21 protein-coding genes are annotated in these 18,889 nt (G+C 61.8%); 7 read left to right on the top strand and 14 right to left on the bottom strand.

Translation table 11 applies throughout. The annotated features are described in order from the left end of the window. Position 1: 1 nt before the first annotated feature. The 3 genes from plsX to GHK62_RS03195 form a co-directional block, all read right to left on the bottom strand. On the bottom strand, positions 2 to 1,045 hold the full coding sequence (gene plsX / locus GHK62_RS03205; protein ID WP_184108528.1) for a phosphate acyltransferase PlsX: 1,044 nt from the start codon (positions 1,043 to 1,045) through the stop codon (positions 2 to 4). A 200-nt stretch (positions 1,046 to 1,245) separates the two neighbouring features. Next, positions 1,246 to 1,797, bottom strand: coding sequence for a YceD family protein (locus GHK62_RS03200; protein ID WP_153436901.1), 552 nt, complete (start codon positions 1,795 to 1,797; stop codon positions 1,246 to 1,248). 87 nt (positions 1,798 to 1,884) lie between these two features. Further along, on the bottom strand, positions 1,885 to 2,421 hold the full coding sequence (locus GHK62_RS03195) for a ubiquinol-cytochrome C chaperone family protein (protein ID WP_153436936.1): 537 nt from the start codon (positions 2,419 to 2,421) through the stop codon (positions 1,885 to 1,887). Positions 2,422 to 2,557: 136 nt separating this feature from the next. Here GHK62_RS03195 and GHK62_RS03190 point away from each other — a divergent pair, with 136 nt between their 5' ends. Continuing rightward, a complete protein-coding gene (locus tag GHK62_RS03190) occupies positions 2,558 to 3,070 on the top strand; it encodes an outer membrane protein assembly factor BamE (RefSeq protein ID WP_153436900.1) in 513 nt (170 codons plus the stop codon). Positions 3,071 to 3,150: 80 nt separating this feature from the next. Here the strand turns inward: GHK62_RS03190 and GHK62_RS03185 are convergent, their stop codons facing one another. From GHK62_RS03185 to ribH, 4 genes are all read right to left on the bottom strand, one after another. Then, positions 3,151 to 5,286, bottom strand: coding sequence for a sodium-translocating pyrophosphatase (locus tag GHK62_RS03185; RefSeq protein ID WP_153436899.1), 2,136 nt, complete (start codon positions 5,284 to 5,286; stop codon positions 3,151 to 3,153). Between the two features lie 207 nt (positions 5,287 to 5,493). Continuing rightward, the gene (locus GHK62_RS03180) at positions 5,494 to 6,723 is read right to left on the bottom strand and encodes an MFS transporter (RefSeq protein ID WP_153436898.1); all 1,230 of its coding nucleotides are present in this window, start codon (positions 6,721 to 6,723) and stop codon (positions 5,494 to 5,496) included. A 4-nt stretch (positions 6,724 to 6,727) separates the two neighbouring features. Further along, positions 6,728 to 7,207, bottom strand: a complete 480-nt coding sequence (gene nusB / locus GHK62_RS03175) for a transcription antitermination factor NusB (RefSeq protein ID WP_184108527.1) — start codon at positions 7,205 to 7,207, stop codon at positions 6,728 to 6,730. Next, entirely contained in the window at positions 7,204 to 7,665 is a 462-nt protein-coding gene (ribH, locus tag GHK62_RS03170) for a 6,7-dimethyl-8-ribityllumazine synthase (RefSeq protein WP_153436897.1), read from the bottom strand. Before ribH ends, nusB begins: the two co-directional genes overlap by 4 nt. Before the next feature lie 374 nt (positions 7,666 to 8,039). Here ribH and GHK62_RS03165 point away from each other — a divergent pair, with 374 nt between their 5' ends. The 3 genes from GHK62_RS03165 to GHK62_RS03155 all read left to right on the top strand — a co-directional run bounded on the left by GHK62_RS03165 (position 8,040) and on the right by GHK62_RS03155 (position 9,731). Continuing rightward, positions 8,040 to 8,543 (top strand): cupin domain-containing protein, encoded by a 504-nt coding sequence (locus tag GHK62_RS03165; protein ID WP_153436896.1) that lies wholly within the window; start codon positions 8,040 to 8,042, stop codon positions 8,541 to 8,543. Between the two features lie 29 nt (positions 8,544 to 8,572). Further along, the gene (locus GHK62_RS03160; RefSeq protein ID WP_153436895.1) at positions 8,573 to 9,109 is read left to right on the top strand and encodes a GNAT family N-acetyltransferase; all 537 of its coding nucleotides are present in this window, start codon (positions 8,573 to 8,575) and stop codon (positions 9,107 to 9,109) included. A 271-nt stretch (positions 9,110 to 9,380) separates the two neighbouring features. Next, positions 9,381 to 9,731 carry a hypothetical protein gene (locus GHK62_RS03155; RefSeq protein WP_153436894.1) on the top strand — a complete coding sequence of 117 codons (351 nt, stop codon included), beginning with the start codon at positions 9,381 to 9,383 and terminating at the stop codon, positions 9,729 to 9,731. Between the two features lie 62 nt (positions 9,732 to 9,793). On the opposite strand, the gene GHK62_RS03150 is transcribed toward GHK62_RS03155, so the two are convergent. The 7 genes from GHK62_RS03150 to GHK62_RS03120 form a co-directional block, all read right to left on the bottom strand. Continuing rightward, positions 9,794 to 10,414: a riboflavin synthase gene (locus tag GHK62_RS03150; RefSeq protein WP_153436893.1), complete on the bottom strand. Its 621-nt coding sequence runs from the start codon at positions 10,412 to 10,414 to the stop codon at positions 9,794 to 9,796. After that, a complete protein-coding gene (ribD, locus tag GHK62_RS03145; RefSeq protein ID WP_153436892.1) occupies positions 10,414 to 11,502 on the bottom strand; it encodes a bifunctional diaminohydroxyphosphoribosylaminopyrimidine deaminase/5-amino-6-(5-phosphoribosylamino)uracil reductase RibD in 1,089 nt (362 codons plus the stop codon). Before ribD ends, GHK62_RS03150 begins: the two co-directional genes overlap by 1 nt. Before the next feature lie 18 nt (positions 11,503 to 11,520). Further along, positions 11,521 to 11,994, bottom strand: a complete 474-nt coding sequence (nrdR, locus tag GHK62_RS03140; RefSeq protein WP_003529310.1) for a transcriptional regulator NrdR — start codon at positions 11,992 to 11,994, stop codon at positions 11,521 to 11,523. 12 nt (positions 11,995 to 12,006) lie between these two features. Next, positions 12,007 to 13,302 (bottom strand): serine hydroxymethyltransferase, encoded by a 1,296-nt coding sequence (gene glyA, locus GHK62_RS03135; protein WP_153436891.1) that lies wholly within the window; start codon positions 13,300 to 13,302, stop codon positions 12,007 to 12,009. A 182-nt stretch (positions 13,303 to 13,484) separates the two neighbouring features. Then, entirely contained in the window at positions 13,485 to 14,810 is a 1,326-nt protein-coding gene (locus GHK62_RS03130; RefSeq protein WP_153436890.1) for a L,D-transpeptidase family protein, read from the bottom strand. Positions 14,811 to 15,157: 347 nt separating this feature from the next. After that, entirely contained in the window at positions 15,158 to 15,670 is a 513-nt protein-coding gene (gene ldtR / locus GHK62_RS03125; RefSeq protein WP_136504221.1) for a transcriptional regulator LdtR, read from the bottom strand. Between the two features lie 130 nt (positions 15,671 to 15,800). Further along, positions 15,801 to 16,238, bottom strand: a complete 438-nt coding sequence (locus GHK62_RS03120; protein ID WP_153436889.1) for a DUF6163 family protein — start codon at positions 16,236 to 16,238, stop codon at positions 15,801 to 15,803. Between the two features lie 180 nt (positions 16,239 to 16,418). On the opposite strand from GHK62_RS03120, the gene hemB reads away from it, so the two are divergent. The 3 genes from hemB (at position 16,419) to GHK62_RS03105 (ending at position 18,887) form a co-directional block, all read left to right on the top strand. Beyond that, the gene (gene hemB, locus GHK62_RS03115; protein WP_153436888.1) at positions 16,419 to 17,432 is read left to right on the top strand and encodes a porphobilinogen synthase; all 1,014 of its coding nucleotides are present in this window, start codon (positions 16,419 to 16,421) and stop codon (positions 17,430 to 17,432) included. Between the two features lie 82 nt (positions 17,433 to 17,514). After that, entirely contained in the window at positions 17,515 to 17,979 is a 465-nt protein-coding gene (locus tag GHK62_RS03110; RefSeq protein ID WP_153436887.1) for an RDD family protein, read from the top strand. A gap of 131 nt (positions 17,980 to 18,110) precedes the next feature. Next, a complete protein-coding gene (locus tag GHK62_RS03105; protein WP_153436886.1) occupies positions 18,111 to 18,887 on the top strand; it encodes an arginyltransferase in 777 nt (258 codons plus the stop codon). Positions 18,888 to 18,889 lie beyond the last annotated feature (2 nt).

The raw sequence follows: 18,889 nt of genomic DNA, 5'->3' as shown, positions 1-18,889 counted from the left end.
TTCATGCCGGCGGGAGGGACTCAGACGGCTGCGCGCCGTGATATTTCGCCAGATCGCTCTCTATCTTGGCCTTGAGGCCGTTCTTGACCATGTCGTACCCGACATCGATCGCGGCCGCGAAACCCTCAGCATCGGTGCCGCCATGGCTCTTGATGACGACGCCGTTGAGGCCGAGGAACACGCCGCCGTTGACCTTCCGCGGGTCCATCTTTTCGCGCAGCCGATCGAAAGCACCCTTGGCGAAGACATACCCGATCTTCGCGAGCAATGTGCGCGACATCGCCGCGCGCAGATATTCGGCTATCTGGCGAGCCGTTCCCTCGGCCGCCTTCAGGGCGATGTTGCCCGAAAAACCTTCAGTAACGACGACGTCGACGGTCCCGCGGCCGATATCGTCGCCTTCGACGAAACCGTAGTAGTCGATGCCCTCAATGTTGGCTTCGCGGATGAGCCGCCCGGCCTCCTTGACCTCTTCCTGGCCCTTGATTTCTTCCACTCCGACATTGAGCAAGCCGACCGAGGGATGTTCGACCTCGAACAAGGCCCGCGCCATCGCGCCGCCCATCAAAGCGAAATCCATGAGCTGCTGCGCGTCAGCGCCGATCGTCGCGCCTACGTCGAGCACGATGCTCTCCCCTTTCAGCGTCGGCCAGATGGCGGCAATCGCGGGACGCTGGATCCCCTGCATCGTCCTGAGACAGAAGACGGACATCGCCATCAGCGCGCCGGTATTACCTGCGGAGACGACCACGTCGGCCTCGCCAGCATTGATCGCGTCGATTGCCTTCCACATGCTCGATTTGCCGCGTCCGCGCCGGAGCGCCTGGCTGGGTTTTTCGTCCATGCCAACGGCGATTTCACAATCGTTGAAGGTGCTCGCTGCATTCAGCTTCGGATATTTGGCCAGAAGCTCAGCGCATCGCGCTTCCTGACCGAACAAGACGAATCTTATGTCCGGGTGACGTTCGAGCGCTCTTGCTGCGCCCGGGATGACGACTTCAGGACCATAGTCGCCCCCCATCACGTCAAGTGAAATTCTGACCACGCGTGTCTTATCCTTTTTTCCTGCCCAGGCAACGCGTCTCACCCTGCGCATCTCTTTTCACGCGGGGCGATCCTTGTTCCTTCTGACGCTTGAGCCAACATGCGACGTCTCGGCGCATCGGCCCCCATCGGCTGGAGTCGGGCCAAAATACTGCTTTTCGCCTGCGTGACAACCGAATTGTAAGCGCGGCTTTCGCCGTTTCAATCCTTTTTCCAGTCCTTCAGCGCCGCAAACGGGTTCGGCCGCTTGTCATCCGCGGCAGTGCTTTCGATGCGCTCACCGAAGACCGCACCTTCCTTGCGCGGATAGGGATCGATGGCAAGCGCGACATGTTCGCTGACCACGACGCCCGCATCGATGGTGTCGCCGGCAAAGGTGTCGGGAATGTCCGGACCATCCGGATCGAGCACCATCTCGCCGCCATCATTGTGCGCCTCTCGTGCAAGCCGCGATCCTTCCGGCACGAAAATCGCCTCGACAGGCTCGTTTATCTCCGCCTCGACCGGTTCGAGCGTCACCACGCAGGACTGGACAATACGAGCAGCGACATCGCCCTTGATCTTCACGCCGTCCTTCTTCCAGCGCGCGATCTGGAGGTCGGCGGCGAGCGAGAGCACTTCTTCGACATTCCAGAGCTTGGCAAGCGCCCGGCGCTCGGCTTCGTTTGCCGAAAGATGGACGCTGACGGCGTTTGCCGAGATGTGCCCCACCTTCACCGGGTAGGAGAACGCCGGTTTGCTATCGTCTCTCATGGCAAGCTCCTTCCTCGCGGCATCGGAGCACGGTGCCGCGCATACAACCGCCGAGCGCTATCGTCGCGCGGCATGGATATCGATCTATTACGCACCAGCCGGCGGTATGCGCAACTGGCCCGCTTCGACCACCTCTTCCGGCGTTTCTGACAGGGCGGCCTCGACCGCCAGAAGATAGGCGGCCAGTCCATCCATCGACGGCCCTTCGCGGGAATCGGGATGAAAGTTGCGAAGGAGCGCAGCGGCCAGGGCCTGGCCGTCCCTTTGCTCGAGCGCGGCCGCGTAGGACTCGAGGCGGCCGTAGAACATGCCGGCAAACTTTTTCATCTTCTTCGGAACGCCCGCGTCGCCGACGCCGAGTTCGCGGATCGAGTGGTCTACGTCTTCGAAAAAGGCATCTACGATTTCCTGCGCGATCTCCTGTCCGGTGCGCGCGGAGGCGCGTGTCCGCCGAAAATAGAGAATCAGGATTGCCGACAACATCTCGAAACGGCCCATGACGGTATCGGGCACAGCAAGGTCGGTGTACAGAAACGGCTGGCGTGCGGCGGCTGTCAGCAACGCATACTGACGCTCCACAATCGCAATATTGCCGCTTTTTCTCTTGAACAGTCCAAAAATCATCACAAAGCCCAGTTCTGGCTTTCTCGAAATGTGGGCGGCGCCCACGACGTTATTGCATGATAGCCGAAGCTGGTTTACCGAAGCAGGCACGAATTGCAATGGCGGACCTGCCATCGTTACTCCAGGGGAACAGTCCTTGTCGAAGCGGTATCTGATATCAAACCTGAATGTTCTGAGCCGTGCCGTGCTCGTGGCTTCCCTTTGCACCACTACGCTTGCCGCCTGCACGACAGCGAATATGGGCGAGGTCCTGCATCAGGGCTATGTCGTCGATCAGGAAACGCTGAACCTCGTTCCGGTCGGATCGAGCCGCGAGCAGGTGCTGCTCTCTCTGGGCACGCCTTCGACGACCGCCACCTTCGACAACGAAGTCTTCTACTACATCTCGCAGACGCGCAGGCGGCCGGTCGCATTCATGAAGCCGAAGCTCGTCGACCAATCGATCCTTGCCGTCTATTTCGACAAGGAAGGCGTCGTCAGCCAGCTCGCGCATTATACCATGAAGGACGGCAAGGTCTTCGACATGCTGTCGCGCACGACGCCGACCGGCGGCAAGGAAACCAGCTTCCTGGGGCAGCTCCTGAGCGGTCCGGGCGCCGGACAGGCAGCGGCGCGAAACCTCTTCAAGGACTTTGGCAAAGGTCCGTAAGCCGCGACATAGTAAGGTACAATCCACAAAGAAGCCCGCGAACAAGGTTCGCGGGCTTCTTGGTTTTTACGCAACCGCGGTCAGGCGAGAACAGCCAGCAACAGCAGTGCCACGATATTGGTGATCTTGATTGCCGGATTGACCGCGGGACCGGCCGTGTCCTTGTAGGGATCGCCGACCGTATCTCCGGTGACCGAAGCCTTGTGGGCGTCGGAACCCTTCATGTGACGCGTGCCGTTCTTGTCGACGAACCCATCCTCGAAGCTCTTCTTCGCATTGTCCCATGCCCCGCCGCCGGAGGTCATCGATATGGCGACGAAAAGGCCATTGACGATGACGCCGAGGAGGGACGCCCCGAGCGCGGCGAAGGCCGAGGCCTTCGAGCCGGAAAGCAGCAATACCCCGAAATAGACGACGATCGGCGCCAGCACCGGCAGCAGCGAGGGAATGATCATCTCGCGGATCGCTGCCTTGGTCAGCATGTCGACGGCGCGGCCGTAGTCGGGCCGGTCCTTGCCTTCCATGATGCCCGGTTTTTCCTTGAACTGCCGGCGCACTTCCTCTACGACGGCGCCGCCTGCGCGGCCGACCGCCGTCATGGCGATGCCGCCGAAAAGATAGGGGATCAGACCGCCGAAGATCAGGCCGGCGACGACATAGGGGTTGGACAGATCAAACGAGATCGCACCCACGTCGGCGAAGTAAGGATGCTTGTCGCCATTGGCGGCGAAGTAGGTAAGGTCGTTCGAATAGGCGGCGAAAAGCACGAGAGCGCCAAGCCCTGCGGAACCGATCGCATAGCCCTTGGTCACCGCCTTGGTCGTGTTGCCGACGGCATCGAGTGCATCGGTCGACTTGCGAACCTCGGGCGGCAGATGCGACATCTCGGCAATGCCGCCGGCATTGTCTGTGACCGGACCGAAGGCATCGAGCGCCACGATCATGCCGGCGAGGCCGAGCATGGCGGTGACCGCAATGGCGGTGCCGAAGAGGCCGGCGAGCTGATAGGTGGCGATGATGCCGCCGACGATGACGATCGCCGGCAGTGCGGTCGACTCCAGCGAGACGGCGAGGCCCTGGATCACGTTGGTGCCGTGACCGGTAACCGAGGCCTGAGCAATCGAATTCACCGGCCGTTTGTTGGTCCCGGTGTAGTACTCGGTGATCACGACGATCAATGCGGTGACGACAAGACCCAGGATGCCGCAGATGAACAGACCCCAGCCGGTGACGTCCTTGCCGGCGACTGTCCCGATCGAGCCCCAGCCGATCGTCAGCGACGTGGCGGCGCCAAGGCCGATGATCGACAGGGCACCGGTGACGATCAGGCCGCGATAAAGCGCGCCCATGATCGAGCCGTTGGTGCCGAGCTTGACGAAGAAGGTGCCGATGATCGAGGTGATGATGCAGGCGGCGCAGATCGCCAGCGGATAGACCATCACGGTCGCGAGCAGCGGCGTACCCGCGAAGAAGATCGATGCAAGCACCATGGTCGCGACGACCGAAACCGCGTATGTCTCGAACAGGTCCGCTGCCATCCCCGCGCAGTCGCCGACATTATCGCCGACGTTGTCCGCAATGGTCGCGGGGTTGCGCGGATCGTCCTCCGGAATGCCAGCCTCCACCTTGCCGACGAGGTCGCCGCCGACGTCGGCCCCTTTTGTGAAGATGCCACCGCCGAGACGGGCGAAGATCGAAATCAGCGATGCCCCGAAGCCGAGCGCCACGAGCGCATCGATAACCTCGCGCGAGGCAGGGTCGTGCCCGAAGCCCGCGGTCAGGATGAGGTAGTATACGGAGACGCCGAGCAGGGCCAGGCCAGCTACCAGCAGGCCGGTGATCGCGCCCGACTTGAAGGCGATATCGAGACCGGAGGCAAGGCTGACCGATGCGGCCTGGGCCGTGCGGACGTTGGCCCTGACAGAAACATGCATGCCGATGAACCCGGCCGCGCCCGACAACACCGCACCGATCAGGAAGCCGATCGCGGCTGCACCGGAGAGAAGAAACCACGCGGCGATGAAGACAACGACACCGACGATGGCAATGGTCCTATATTGACGTGTGAGGTAGGCCTGCGCCCCCTCTCTGATAAAGCCTGCGATCTCCTGCATGCGGGCATTCCCCTGGTCGGCGGCAAGCACCGACTGCGTTGCCCAGATGGCATAGGCCACCGCGAGCAACCCGCATGCGATAACGCCTAAAAGTAAGGTCATTTCGCATTATCCTCCGTTTCAACCTGCAGGTTCACTCCCTCCCGCAGGCCCCTCATTCCGCGAATCGCGCGCCGCATCCTCAAGCGGCACCCCTCGCGGCGCGGCCAGAGTGCGGGCGCGAATGGGGATCGTCAAGCCCCTGAAACTACCGGCGTGATCGCGTTTGGGGAGAGTTGGAAGATTTTGCTGAGGCCGAAGTACCGGCGGTCAGGCGGGACCGCGCTTGTTCCGCCGCATCAGCGCGAAAAGGAGGACGAGGCAGATGCCGGCGACCGGCCAGACAACGGCGTTGAGCACGTCCCATCCATAGGCGGAGAGCACCTTGCCGGAGGCGAAGGACGCGCTGGCCACCGTCGAAAACAGCATGATATCGTGGAAGCCCTGAACCTTGTCCGCTTCATGCGGCCGATAGCTTTGCGCCACAATTGCGGTCGAGCCGATAAACGCGAAATTCCAGCCGAGCCCGAGGAGAACGAGCGCACCCCAGAAATTCCAAAGCGCCACGCCCATATGAGCGATCGCCGCGCAAGCCAGAAGCAGCACAAAGCCGCAGGCCACGATACGCTCCGCGCCGAAGCGGGCGATGAGCCAGCCCGTTGCAAAGCTCGGACCGAACATCGCGAGCACGTGCCATTGTATTCCCAGCGTCGCAAGATCAGTCGAGAAACCGCATCCTACAACCATGGCGACCGGTGCGCCTGTCATCATGAAGGTCATAAGCGCATAGGCGGAGATGCCGCAGATCATGCCTGTCAGGAACCGGTGGTTGCCGACGATCTCGCGAAGCGGCCGAACTGGTGCAGTGGCGTGCAGGCCCGTAGCGCTTTTGAGATCCGGCAGGCGAAGGGGCACAAAAAAGACGATCGCGGCAAGGCAGACCGGCAGGAGGGCCACGAACGCACCGGCAAACGATATCGGCGCGAAGTAGTCGCCGGCGAAAATGACGATCTGCGGCCCGAGTATCGCGGAGATGATGCCGCCGCCCAAGATCCAGGAAATTGCCTTCGGCTTGTAGAAGGAGGGCGATGCGTCGGCTGCCGCGAAGCGAAGTTTTTGCGTGAAGCCGCTGGAGGAGCCGAGAACGGCCAGGCCGAAGGTGAACAGCCAGAAATTGTCACCGAAAAGCGCCGCGGCGGCGATCAGCCCACCCAATGCGGCGATAACGGCGCCGCCAATGAAGGCCAAGCGCCTGCCGACCAGCCGAGACAGCGTCGCGGCGAGAACGACACCGACCGCCAAGCCGACGTTAAAGCCGGTAAGCGGTGCCGTCGCCAGCGACTTGTCTTCGCCGAGAAGCTGGTGACCGGCGACACCGCCGACCGCGAAGCTGATCGGCCCGACCACGCCGAGCAGCGCTTGTGCAAACGTCAACAGAAAGACGTTACGGCGTGCCTCGCGGAGAACCGCCCCCATGTCGTCCGCAGTCGCTGCCACCATTTTGCTATTTCCGCTGGCCGCGGACCTGTTTGGCGATCCGGTCGAGGACTGCGTTGACGAGCTTGGGCTCCTCGTCCTCGAAGAACGCCTTGGCGATCTCGACATATTCGGTGACGATTACCGGAACCGGGACATCCTTGCGCTCGAGCATCTCGAAGGTGCCGGCGCGCAGGATCGCGCGGACGGTGGAGTCGAGCCTGGATAGTGCCCAATCGTCCTGGAGGGCGGCGCCGATCAGCGGGTCAAGCGTGCGCTGGTCGCGCACGACGCCCGACACGATCGACCGGAACCACGAGGCGTCCGCCTTGAGGTAGGTCTCTCCGTCCAATTCCCGGCCCAGCCGGTGCTCTTCGTATTCGGCGACGATCTCCAGCACGCCGGTGCCGCCGATATCCATCTGATAAAGCGCCTGGACGGCAGCGAGGCGCGCGGCACCACGCTGGTTGACCTGTTTCAGCGGCTGATCCGAGGGAGTCTTCGTCACTTTTCTGCGCCCAACTTCTTCTTCAGTTCGATCATGGTCAGCGCCGCGCGCGCGGCGAAACCACCCTTGTCGCCCTCCGACCGGCGGGCGCGTGCCCATGCCTGGTCATCATTCTCGACCGTCAGAATGCCGTTGCCGAGCGCAAGGCTTTCGCTGACGGCGAGATCCATAAGGGCACGCGCGGATTCGTTCGCGACGATGTCGAAATGGTAGGTCTCGCCGCGGATAACCATGCCGAGCGCGACGAAACCGTCATATTCCGTGCCGCCCTCGTCGGCGCAGTCGAGCGCCATGGCAATCGCCGCGGGAATTTCCAACGCCCCCGGAACTGTCACAATATCATAAGTCGCGCCGGCTGCATCGAGCGCGTGCTTTGCACCGTCGAGCAAGGCGTCGGCCATATCATCATAGAAGCGCGCTTCCACAATCAGGATGTGGGCGGACGTGGTCTTCGCCATGGATCACCTGTCTTTGAAAATTTTGGGGCCGGACCTGACCGGCGCAGGCGGCGGTAAAAACACGCCCGGCGCAGAATGGCAAGCAAATTCCGCCAGCCGGAGGCCATTTGCCGCGCCGACGCCCCTGTGGCGCGGGGGGCCGACAGCTCTTCCGTCTCCGGGCGACGAAAAAACAACAGCGGCCGAAGCGGGCGCTGCAGCAGTTGGCCCTGCGGACTTGCTACAAGGGTGGGCTGCCGGACGTATTCGCTTGCAACAGCTTTGATTGCACCTAAACCTTAGGTGCAGTAGCGTCGATTCTGCAAGGCGGGGCTGTCCCTCACTTCAACGATGAACGTGGCGACATTGGCGTCGCGAAGATTAGGAGGAAGACGATGACGAATTCGCGAAAGCCTATCGTCAACCTAAAGAACCTCAAACTCGAGCACTGGCAGCGCGGCTCGTTTTTCGAGTCGAGCGACGCTTCTTTCGGCGCTCTCCTCGGCCTCAAGGATCTGGGCATCGGCTACGGCGAGGTGCCGCCGGGCAAATCCGGCTGCCCCTTTCACAACCACCATGTCGAGGAAGAGCTGTTCATCATCCTTGAGGGAGAAGGAACCTATCGCTTCGGCAGCGAACGTCACGAAGTCGGTCCCGGCGACGTGTTGGGCGCGCCAGCCGGCGGCCCCGAAACCGCCCATCATCTGATCAATACGGGCACCACGGCGCTCAAATACCTTTCCATCTCAACGATGGCGGCTACGGAGATCTGCGAATATCCCGACTCTGGCAAATTCCTAGCAAAGACACGGCGCCCCGGTTCGCCAAACGCTTCCTTCCGTTTTATCGGCCGCGCCGCGTCCACAACCGACTACTGGGACGGCGAACCGGGCGCCTGATATAACTCGCAAGAATCTGGACCTAAAACATGCACAGCGTTCCCACAATCGAAACCGAACGACTTCTGCTGCGCCCCTACCGGCGCGACGACTTTCCCGCCTATACCGCCTTGTTCGCGGACGAGGAGGTCACGCGCTACATCGGCGGCATACCCTATTCGCGCGAGCAGTCCTGGACACGCTTCCTGCGCCAGGTCGGCATGTGGCATTATTTCGGCTTCGGCTTCTTCGCGATCCAGGAGAAGGTAACCGGCGCCTTTATCGGGGAGGCCGGTTTCCACGACGCACATCGGCTTATCACGCCCTCCCTCGAAGGCACGATGGAAATGGGCTGGGCGCTTTCCCCCAGATCACATGGCCAGGGGCTGGCCACAGAGGCGGTGACCGCGGCGCTCGCCTGGGCCGATCGTCATTTTTCGACCCTGAAGAAGACCTGTGTCATCGACATCGGCAACCAGGCATCGATCCGGGTGGCCGCCAAGCATGGCTTTGCGGAGTTCTGGCGCACGACCTATCACGGCAACCACGTCATCCTGTTCGAACGGCACCGGAAGTCCGCTGTCTAAAGGGCCCTTCCGGACCTCGAACATGAACAATTTTTAATTATTTTTCAGGTCGTTATGCCCTCGAAAGAGCCACATTCCGGCTCATTTTGCCATCGTTGAAACGACGTAACTCCCGGTCGCGCGACGGGGGCGCCGCCTCAACCAGTCGAAACAGTCGAGCGCCTTTTCGCTGTGGGTGACTTCACCCGCAAAGGATTGGTGCTGGCCCCTGCGGGACGCATCGGCTTGTTGAATAAGCCACAGCCCCGCGGGCAACCAAAGGAGCATGACAATGAACCGCTTTGCGAAAATCTCCGTCATCGCCACCCTGTCCGCCTTGAGTTTCGGCGGCATCTCCTACGCGGCCGGTGTCGAAATGAACTGGCCGGACCAGATCGACCGGACCGTTCGCAACTTCAAGGGCGATAACTTCAGGATCGTCGATGTCGACACGCTGAGCCGCATGAACGAGACCCGCGCCAGGATCGACGCAGAAACGCCGCAACAGCTAGCGGCACTCCATACCGCTGTCGACGGTAACAGGGCGCTCGCCGCCAAGCTCAAGGCACGCAATGTCGAGATGAACAACATCGCGGGCGCATCGCAGGCGGCCGACGGCGGCCTCACGCTCTATGTGCGCTGAAACCCTGCCCTAACAACGGTGTCCGTCCCCGCTTGTGGGGGGCGGATCCATTTCTGCCACCGCTATTCCGCCTTGGGTGCGGGAAATTCTGCCAGCCGCGCCGCATAACGCGCCATCGTGTCAACCTCGAAGTTGACGAGATCGCCGGCGCGCCGCTCGCCCCACGTGGTGACTTCGAGCGAGTGACGGATCAGGAGCACGTCGAACTCGACACCATCCACCTTGTTGACGGTGAGCGAGGTTCCGTCGAGGGCGACCGAGCCCTTGGGTGCGACGAACCTGGCAAGATGCTCCGGCGCGCGCAACCGGAAGCGCACCGCGTCGCCTTCGGGCTCCACGGAGAGGATTTCGGCCTTGTCGTCCACATGACCGGACACGAGGTGACCACCAAGCTCGTCACCGATCTTTAAGGAACGCTCGAGATTGATGCGTGTGCCCTTTCGCCATCCGGCGATCGTCGTCAGCCGAAGCGCCTCCTCCCATGCCTCGACCTCGAACCAGCGCTCGTTGCTGCCTGCCTCCGGCAGTGCCGTGACGGTCAGGCACACGCCGGCATGGGCGATCGAGGCGCCCATATCGATCGTCTTCGGATCGTAATTCGTGGCAATGCGAAGCTTGATGCCTTCCCTCAACGGTGTGACAGCCTCAACGGTGCCGATATCGGTGACAATGCCTGTGAACATCAGATGTTTCTCTCGTAATCCTCGAAAATATCGTCGCCGTAACGCGCCGTCCGACGAAGCACGAAACCGGCCGGAATGGACTGCCGATCAAATGGGGATCGGATCCCGTCTTCACCAATGGTGATCGGACCGGTGAAAAGCAGGATGCGATCGACGAGGCCGGCATCGAGGAACGCGCGAGCCGCCCGCGCGCCGCCTTCGACCAGCAGCGAGGAAATGCCGCGCGAGGCAAGCGCCGTCAAAAGGTCGGGGATGGCGTCGGCATTCAGGACCTCGGCGCCTGCAGCTTCAAGCGCGGCGCGGCGGGTGGCAGCATTCTCATCGAGGCTTGCGTCTGCCACAACAATCACCGGAACCTCTTGCGCCGAACGGACGAGTTTCGAGCGGACTGGCAGATCGAGGCGTCGGTCGAGAACGATGCGAATTGGAGACCGGTCTTCGAGGCCGTGCAAGCGCACGGTTAGGTCCGGGTCATCGGCAGCCGCAGTACCGATTCCGACCAATATCGCATCGGTCTCCGCGCGCAGCACCTGCACCTGCGCACGCGAAATCGCTCCCGTAATCCGAACCTGGCCTTCCCCCGTGCGGCCGATCATCCCGTCCTGGGAAACCGCAAGCTTCAGAGCCACATGCGGGCGTTTCATGCGCTGACGCATGAGGTAGGCTTCAAGCGTCTGCTCTCCGCCGGCATGGAGCGCGCCGATGTCGACGGCGATGCCGGCGTCGCGCAGCATCACCACCCCGCGTCCGGCAACACGCTCGTCCGGGTCGAGGATAGAAATGACGACGCGGGCGACGCCGGAGGCGATCAGAGCGTCGGCACAGGGTGGCGTCTTGCCGTGATGCGAGCAGGGCTCGAGGGTGACATAGGCGGTTGCTCCCCTCGCCTTCTCTCCGGCTTCCGCGAGCGCCTGCGTCTCGGCATGCGGGCGTCCCCCCGGCGCCGTTACCGCCCGGCCCACGATCGTTCCGTCCTTGACGATGATGCAGGCAACCGAAGGGTTCGTCGACGTCAGGCCGAGACTGCGGCGGGCGAGGCGCAGCGCCGCCGCCATGAACCTTTCGTCCTCGCGCGTCGGCGCTGTCATGCTTCGCTCCGCTTGGGCCTATTCGCCGGGATCGCGCGCGATCTTGGCGCTGATTTCCGCGATGACTTTCTCGAAATCTTCCGCATGCGAGAAATCTCGATAGACCGACGCGTAGCGGACGAAAGCGACATCGTCGAGGCTCTTCAGGGCCTCGAGCACCTGCAGACCGATTTCTTCGGAGGGGATTTCCGTCTCCCCCGAGCTTTCGAGCCGGCGGACGATGCCCGACACCGCGCGCTCGATGCGATCCCGATCGACTGGGCGTTTCCTGAGAGCAATCTCGAATGAACGGAGCAGCTTGTCCCGGTCGAAAGGCACCTTCCGGCCGGTTTTCTTGATAATCATCAGCTCACGCAGCTGCACCCGCTCGAAGGTCGTGAAGCGACCGCCGCAATCCGGGCAGATGCGGCGGCGGCGAATGGCATTCCCGTCCTCTGCCGGACGGGAATCCTTCACCTGGCTGTCTTCGGAACCACAATAGGGGCAGCGCATGCAGCCGTCCGATCACATGTAGCTGTACATCGGGAACCGATCGGTGAGCTTGACCACCTTCTCGCGCACGCCAGCTTCCACGGCGGCGTTGCCCTCGTCGGAATTGGCGACCTTCAGGCCGTCAAGCACCTCGACGATCAACTCGCCGATTTCCTTGAATTCCGCTTCCTTGAAGCCGCGCGTCGTGCCAGCCGGCGCACCGAGGCGGACGCCCGAGGTGACGAAGGGCTTTTCCGGGTCGAAGGGAATGCCGTTCTTGTTGCAGGTGATGTAGGCGCGGCCGAGAGCGGCTTCCGCACGCTTGCCGGTCGCGTTCTTCTTGCGCAGGTCGACGAGCATCAGGTGGTTGTCCGTACCGCCCGAAACGATGTCGAGGCCGTTCGCCTTCAGCGTTTCGGCGAGGGTGCGGGCATTCTTGACGATCTGGGCCGCATATTCCTTGAAGGAGGGCTGCAGGGCCTCGCCGAGGGCCACGGCCTTGGCCGCGATCACGTGCATCAGCGGGCCGCCCTGGAGGCCAGGGAAGACGGCCGAGTTGATCTTCTTGGCTACCTCTTCGTCATTCGTGAGCACCATGCCGCCGCGCGGACCGCGCAGCGACTTGTGCGTCGTCGTCGTCGCGACATGGCAATGCGGGAACGGAGAGGGATGCTGACCGCCGGCAACGAGACCGGCGATATGGGCCATGTCGACCATCAGCCAGGCACCGACTTCATCGGCGATTTCGCGGAAGCGCTTCCAGTCCCAGATGCGCGAATAGGCGGTGCCGCCGGCGATAATAAGCTTCGGCTTGTGCTTGCGGGCCTTTTCGGCGACGTCGTCCATGTCGAGCAGGTGATCGTCCGCGCGGACCCCGTAGGAAACGACGTTGAACCACTTACCGGACATGTTCACCGGCGAGCCGTGGGTCAGGTGACCACCGGAGTTGAGATCGAGGCCCATGAAGGTGTCACCGGGCTGCAGGAGCGCCAGGAACACCGCCTGGTTCATCTGCGAACCGGAATTCGGCTGGACGTTGGCAAAGTTGACGCCGAAGAGCTTCTTGGCGCGTTCGATCGCCAGTTCCTCGGCAATATCGACGAATTGGCAGCCGCCGTAGTAGCGCTTGCCCGGATAGCCCTCGGCATATTTGTTCGTCATGATCGAGCCTTGGGCTTCGAGCACGGCCCGCGAAACGATGTTCTCGGAGGCGATCAGCTCGATCTCGTGGCGCTGGCGCCCCAGCTCCTTCTCGATCGCACCGAAGATCTCCGGATCACTTTCCGCGAGAGAGCGGGTGAAGAATGCGTCATTGGTCTGTGCAAGCATCGGCTCGAGGCTCCTCTCAAAGGTGGTCGTTCTTTAGCTTCCTCGCACGCGGAGAGCAATATCCGCTGTGCGGTTTGCGCCATTTCCACCATCCGCCGCGCCGAACGACAAAGCGAGCATGCCAAGAAAAAGGCCGCGCTCATTGAGATGCGCGGCCCTTATCTGTGAAGACGGGAGTTTGCTTATTGCGGCAAAGCGTCCTGGTCGATGGCACCTGCCGACTGTTCGATTCCCGTTGTCGTCTGGAGCGCGAGCTCGGCAGCGCCGTCGCGCTGGTAGATATCGTCGCGGAACTGCACGACCCGGTCCTTTGCCGACCAGGCGGTGACATAGGTGAAGTAAACCGGCACTTCCTCTGCGAGCGTGATCGGCGTGTTGACGCCGGACTTGATCGTCGCCTCGATCTGCTGACGCGACCAACCGGGCGTTTCCTTCAGCAGCCAGGTCGAGAGGTCGCGAACGTTCTGCACGCGCACGCAACCGGAGGATTCGAAACGCATCAGCTTGTTGAACAGGCCCTGCTGCGGCGTGTCATGCATATAGACCTGGTGTTCGTTGTGGAAGTTGATCTTCGTCGAGGACATAGCGTTGATCTTGCCCGGGTCCTGACGGAACATCAGGTTCGGCGCCTTTTCCGCGTTCCAGTCCACGGTCTCGGGGGAGACTTCATTGCCGCTGCCGTCGAAGAGACGGATAGCATTGCGCTCGAGGTAGGTGGGATCTTTGCGCATCAGGGGCATGATGTCCTTCTGGACGATCGAGCGCGGCGCGGTCCAATAAGGATTGAGGATGACCTCGTAGATCTTCGAGTTGAGGATCGGCGACTGGCGGTCGATCTTGCCGACGATCGCGGTGTGGCGCAGCGCCACCCGACCATTCTCGACAGCCTCGATATAGGCGGCCGGAATGTTGACCATCACATAGCGGCGACCGAGATCCCCGGACATCGACTGGAGGCGGACAAGGTTGGTTTCAAGCTGGCCGAGGCGGGTCGTGGCATCGACGTTCAATGCCTTCAGCGTGTATTCGCCGATGACGCCGTCAGCCGGCAGGCCGTGACGCGCCTGGAAGCGCTTGACCGCACCGTCGACGTAGGAGTCGAAGGAAGAGGAGATACCGGCCGAGCGCGGCAGGTCGCCGGAAACCATCAGGCGCTGGCGCAGCTGCTGAACGGAGGGATCGGTAACGCCCAGCTCGAGCCTCACCGAGGTCGTGACCGTCGGCCAACCACCGGCGGCAACGATCTGCTGATAGTCATAGATCGCCTGCTGGAGATGGCCGATCGTTTCGGGCCCGAAGACCGGCGTGTTGGAAAGGACCGCCGTCGCCGTGCGCGATGCCTTGGCGTCGAACTGGTCGTCCCAGGACCCGCGGCGCGGTGAATTGATGAGCTCGTTCAGAGCGTCCTGCGCGCTGGCGGCGCCTGTCCATGCGGCAGCACTGAGCGTTGCGGCCGAGCGCAGAAATGCACGGCGCGAGAAAGCATCAATTCCGTTCTTTTTCGACATAGTCCCACCATCTCAATGCGCGCAAGACGCGCGCTGCCCGAGCCCTAACACGACATGGTTAACAAAGGTAAACCCGCGTGCCACCCGGCTCTCCCATTGCCTTCACGATAATGCGAGCGAGAGCCCTCTCCCGGCAGACCGATGGCGAAACGAATCGTCGTCTTCGGCGCAAGCGCACCTGCCGCATGCAAGCGTCGCTGTCATAGCAATATGGCCAATTCGTGTCTCGGGCCGGCCGGGCGGATAGCACGAGAAGAGTCTGACAACAACCGTATCTGGCAAAAAACGGCAAGGGTCGGACACGCAGGGATTGCGCCCGACCCTTGAACTGGAGGTGTGCGATTTGCTCAGAGGCGATAGAGGATCTGATCGTTCCAGAAGCGGTCGAGACGCTGCAGGAGCTTGTTCATCTGGGTGAATTCGTCGGAACCGATGCCGCCAACCTTCTGGATCGAGCCGATGTGGCGCTCGTAGAGCTTTGCGACGGTTTCGGCGATTTCCTGGCCCTCTTCGGTCAGGCTGATGCGGACCGAGCGGCGGTCAACGCGGGAGCGCTGATGGTTGATGAGACCCAGATCGACCAGCTTCTTGACGTTGTAGGAAACGTTCGAGCCGAGATAATAACCACGCGAGCGGAGTTCGCCGGCGGTCAGTTCGGAGTTGCCGATGTTGAACAGCAACAGCGCCTGGACGGCATTGACATCGCTGCGGCCCTGACGGTCGAACTCGTCCTTGATGACGTCGAGCAGGCGGCGATGCAGACGCTCGACAAGGTGAAGGGATTCCATGTAGAGACCACGGATCGTTTCTTCCTGCGGGTCTCGGGGCGCAACTGCCTGCGGCTTCATTTTCGTGTTCATTTGACTGCCTCACTGTTTTGTTTGGCGGTGTCTGTTTGTCTTCCCGCCTTGAGTGAGACCCTATCGAATACGTATAAAATTCTACTTAAACCGCAGCCTTAACATGAACTTACCGTCGGGCGAGCCTGTCTCAGGGTGAATCAACCCTTACCTTGCGCGCTTGCCGCAATCGCTGCACGAAAAGCGCAACACGGAAAAGAACGAAGGTCACGGCGACAGCCCCGTGGAGCACGAAGAGCAAAGGCCGCGCGCCGAACATGCCGGGGTAGAATTCGTGGACGGCGATCTCGATCGCCGCGGCGAGGACCCAGACGACCGGCCCCCAGGAAACCAGAAGCCACAGGCCGATAGCGGCGACCGGGTAGACAACGGCAAGGGCGGTCGCCGCGGCGCGCCATTCCGGCGGCAGCAGATCGAACCGCCCGGCACCATTATGGGAGAAGCCGATGAGCAGCGCCCAATAGTTCAGGGCGAACCAGAAGCAGGACGCCGACACCAGGCGCAGGAACCAGCCGAAGAGCACTTCGGTCAGCGACGGCTTCGGCACATGAGCAGAATCGTGAAGCATGCGCGGCAACATAGGCCGAGTGCCTCGTGAGATCCACCGGCAAGAACTGGCGGCTGCCCCCGGTCTTAGGGAGAGCCGGGAGCAAATGCCGCATGCGGGGGCGACGCTGTTTGGTTTTCAACCGATGGCGGTACATGGTAAAGCGCGTTCACAGTGCAGACGAAAGAAGGAAGCGGCGTGATGAACGACAAGACGAATCTTGTGGACAGGATAACCGGACACCGCCGCATGCGCCGCAACCGCAAGGCGGACTGGACGCGGCGGCTGGTACAGGAGAACCGCTTGACCGTCGACGACCTGATCTGGCCGATCTTCATCGTGCCGGGCAGCGGCATCGTCCAGCCGATCGACGCCATGCCGGGCGTGAACCGCATGAGCGTCGACAAGGCGGTCGAAGCGGTGAAAGAAGCGGCCGACCTCGGTATCCCGGCGGTTGCCACATTTCCGAATATCGACATGGCGCTGCGCGACGAGACCGGCTCCAACAGCCTCGCCGCTGACAACCTCATCAATGAGGCGACGCGGGCGATCAAGAAGGCGGTGCCGAACATCGGCGTCATCACCGACGTCGCGCTCGACCCCTTCACCAGCCACGGTCATGACGGGATCCTCCGTGACGGCGAGATCGTGAACGACGAGACCGTGGAGGTCGTCGCCAGGGCCGCGGTGACGCAGGCCGATGCCGGATCGGACATCATCGCCCCGTCCGAGATGATGGACGGGCGCATCGGCGCGATCCGGGAGGCGCTCGACGCCGCCGGCCACCAGAATGTCGGCATCATGTCCTACGCGACGAAATTCACCTCCGCCTTCTACGGCCCCTATCGTGAGGCAATCGGCACCGGCGGTCTGCTCAAGGGCGACAAGAAGACCTACTACATCGATCCGGCCAACGGTACCGAGGCAATCCGCGATGCCGCGCTCGATGTCGAGGAAGGTGCCGACATGCTCATGGTGAAGCCCGGCCTCCCCTATCTCGACATCTGCTGGCGGATGAAAGAGGCCTTTGGCCTGCCGGTTTTCGCCTATCAGGTGTCCGGCGAGTATGCGCAGGTGAAGGCAGCCGCGGCCAATGGCTGGATCGATGGCGAACGGGTCATGCTGGAGACGCTGCTTGCCTTCAAGCGGGCAGGCTGCGACGGGATCTTGAGCTATTTTTCGGTCGAAGTGGCGCGCATCCTGGCAAAACGCTGACTGACAGGCTGCATTTCAGCCATGCATTGTTTTATCGAGGCTCATTCCCCATATCTGATCGGCAACAATATGAGGCACGCGGATGAGCATGCACAACGAACAAGTGAGATTCCCGAGCGATGACTGGCGCGCCTACCGGGGCGTGCTGTCGCGGCGAGTATTTGCCTTCATCATCGACTATGTGATCATCGCCCTGCTCTGGATTCCGGCCGCGGTCGTCGTGTTTTTCCTGGGCATTCTGACGCTCGGCCTCGGGTTCCTCCTCTATCCCGTGCTCTTCGCGCTTGTGGCTATGCTCTATTTCGGGCTGACGGTCGGCGGCCGCGATCAAGCCTCGCCAGGCATGAGGATCATGGGCGTGGCGATCGCCCGCACGGACGGGCGGCCGATGGATTTTCTGACGGCCATCGTCCATCTGGTGATCTTCTGGATCGGTAACGCGCTGCTGACGCCGCTCATCCTGCTGATCGGCCTCTTCACCGACCGCGGCCGGCTCTTGCACGACCTTCTGATCGGCACGGTCACGGTCCGCAGTGACGCCTATTAATGCCTGCGGGCTAGCTCCGTGCTTTGCAACGCCAATCCGTGAGGAATGCCTAAACGAGTGAGTTGACGTTTTTCATTCTTAGGCCATGCTATTGCGATGAGTAACCGCACGAAGAGTGGCCTCCACATTCGATGAACACGCAGACCGCACCGTCTCCACAATTCTACCTGACTGCGCCGGCACCCTGCCCGTACCTGCCGAACGAGATGGAGCGAAAGGTCTTCACCCACATGGTGGGTGAGCGCGCCCCTGAACTGAACGATCTCCTCACGCAGGGCGGCTTCCGCCGCTCCCAGAATATCGCCTACCGGCCGGCCTGCGAAACTTGTCGTGCCTGCATCTCCGTCCGCATCCTTACGAACGAATTTGCGCCGACGCGTTCGATGCGGCGGGTGCTCGCCACCAATCGCGACGTGATCTCGGCCGAATACCCCGCGGAACCTTCGAGCGAACAATACAACCTCTTCCGCCGCTATCTCGATCGCCGGCATCAGAAGGGCGGGATGTCCGACATGTCGGTACTCGACTACGCCATGATGGTCGAGGACACGCATGTGCACACGAAGATCATCGAATATCGGTTGCGGATCGAAGGCGACGGCATCAACGAAAAGGCCAAGGGCCCGTTGATCGCAACGGCGCTGACCGACCGAATGAGCGACGGCCTGTCGATGGTCTATTCCTTCTTCGATCCCGCACTCTCGGAGCGCTCGCTCGGCACCTACATGATCCTCGATCATATTCGCCGTGCGAAGGAGCGCGGTCTGCCCCACGTGTATCTGGGCTATTGGGTCAAGGGCTCGCGCAAAATGGGGTATAAAACAAAGTTTTTGCCGCAGGAGCACCTTATGGCCCGCGGCTGGGAGCGCTATTGTGGTCACGATGACGCATCCACCGAAACGGACTGAGA

The organism is Sinorhizobium terangae (assembly GCF_009601505.1).
GTDB classification, from domain to species: domain Bacteria; phylum Pseudomonadota; class Alphaproteobacteria; order Rhizobiales; family Rhizobiaceae; genus Sinorhizobium; species Sinorhizobium terangae.
Note: the sequence above shows the minus strand (reverse complement) of the source record. Positions and strands in the feature narration are given on the sequence as shown.

What these genes read in the sequence shown, in the direction of transcription:
- GHK62_RS03200 (WP_153436901.1), bottom strand. Translation starts at nt 1,797, where the DNA reads ATGAGAGACGATAGCAAACCGGCGTTCTCCTACCCGGTGAAGGTGGGG.
- GHK62_RS03195 (WP_153436936.1), bottom strand. Translation starts at nt 2,421, where the DNA reads ATGATTTTTGGACTGTTCAAGAGAAAAAGCGGCAATATTGCGATTGTG.
- GHK62_RS03185 (WP_153436899.1), bottom strand. Translation starts at nt 5,286, where the DNA reads ATGACCTTACTTTTAGGCGTTATCGCATGCGGGTTGCTCGCGGTGGCC.
- GHK62_RS03180 (WP_153436898.1), bottom strand. Translation starts at nt 6,723, where the DNA reads ATGGTGGCAGCGACTGCGGACGACATGGGGGCGGTTCTCCGCGAGGCA.
- ribH (WP_153436897.1), bottom strand. Translation starts at nt 7,665, where the DNA reads ATGGCGAAGACCACGTCCGCCCACATCCTGATTGTGGAAGCGCGCTTC.
- GHK62_RS03165 (WP_153436896.1), top strand. Translation starts at nt 8,040, where the DNA reads ATGACGAATTCGCGAAAGCCTATCGTCAACCTAAAGAACCTCAAACTC.
- GHK62_RS03160 (WP_153436895.1), top strand. Translation starts at nt 8,573, where the DNA reads ATGCACAGCGTTCCCACAATCGAAACCGAACGACTTCTGCTGCGCCCC.
- GHK62_RS03155 (WP_153436894.1), top strand. Translation starts at nt 9,381, where the DNA reads ATGAACCGCTTTGCGAAAATCTCCGTCATCGCCACCCTGTCCGCCTTG.
- GHK62_RS03150 (WP_153436893.1), bottom strand. Translation starts at nt 10,414, where the DNA reads ATGTTCACAGGCATTGTCACCGATATCGGCACCGTTGAGGCTGTCACA.
- ribD (WP_153436892.1), bottom strand. Translation starts at nt 11,502, where the DNA reads ATGACAGCGCCGACGCGCGAGGACGAAAGGTTCATGGCGGCGGCGCTG.
- nrdR (WP_003529310.1), bottom strand. Translation starts at nt 11,994, where the DNA reads ATGCGCTGCCCCTATTGTGGTTCCGAAGACAGCCAGGTGAAGGATTCC.
- glyA (WP_153436891.1), bottom strand. Translation starts at nt 13,302, where the DNA reads ATGCTTGCACAGACCAATGACGCATTCTTCACCCGCTCTCTCGCGGAA.
- GHK62_RS03130 (WP_153436890.1), bottom strand. Translation starts at nt 14,810, where the DNA reads ATGTCGAAAAAGAACGGAATTGATGCTTTCTCGCGCCGTGCATTTCTG.
- ldtR (WP_136504221.1), bottom strand. Translation starts at nt 15,670, where the DNA reads ATGAACACGAAAATGAAGCCGCAGGCAGTTGCGCCCCGAGACCCGCAG.
- GHK62_RS03120 (WP_153436889.1), bottom strand. Translation starts at nt 16,238, where the DNA reads ATGCTTCACGATTCTGCTCATGTGCCGAAGCCGTCGCTGACCGAAGTG.
- hemB (WP_153436888.1), top strand. Translation starts at nt 16,419, where the DNA reads ATGAACGACAAGACGAATCTTGTGGACAGGATAACCGGACACCGCCGC.
- GHK62_RS03110 (WP_153436887.1), top strand. Translation starts at nt 17,515, where the DNA reads ATGAGCATGCACAACGAACAAGTGAGATTCCCGAGCGATGACTGGCGC.
- GHK62_RS03105 (WP_153436886.1), top strand. Translation starts at nt 18,111, where the DNA reads ATGAACACGCAGACCGCACCGTCTCCACAATTCTACCTGACTGCGCCG.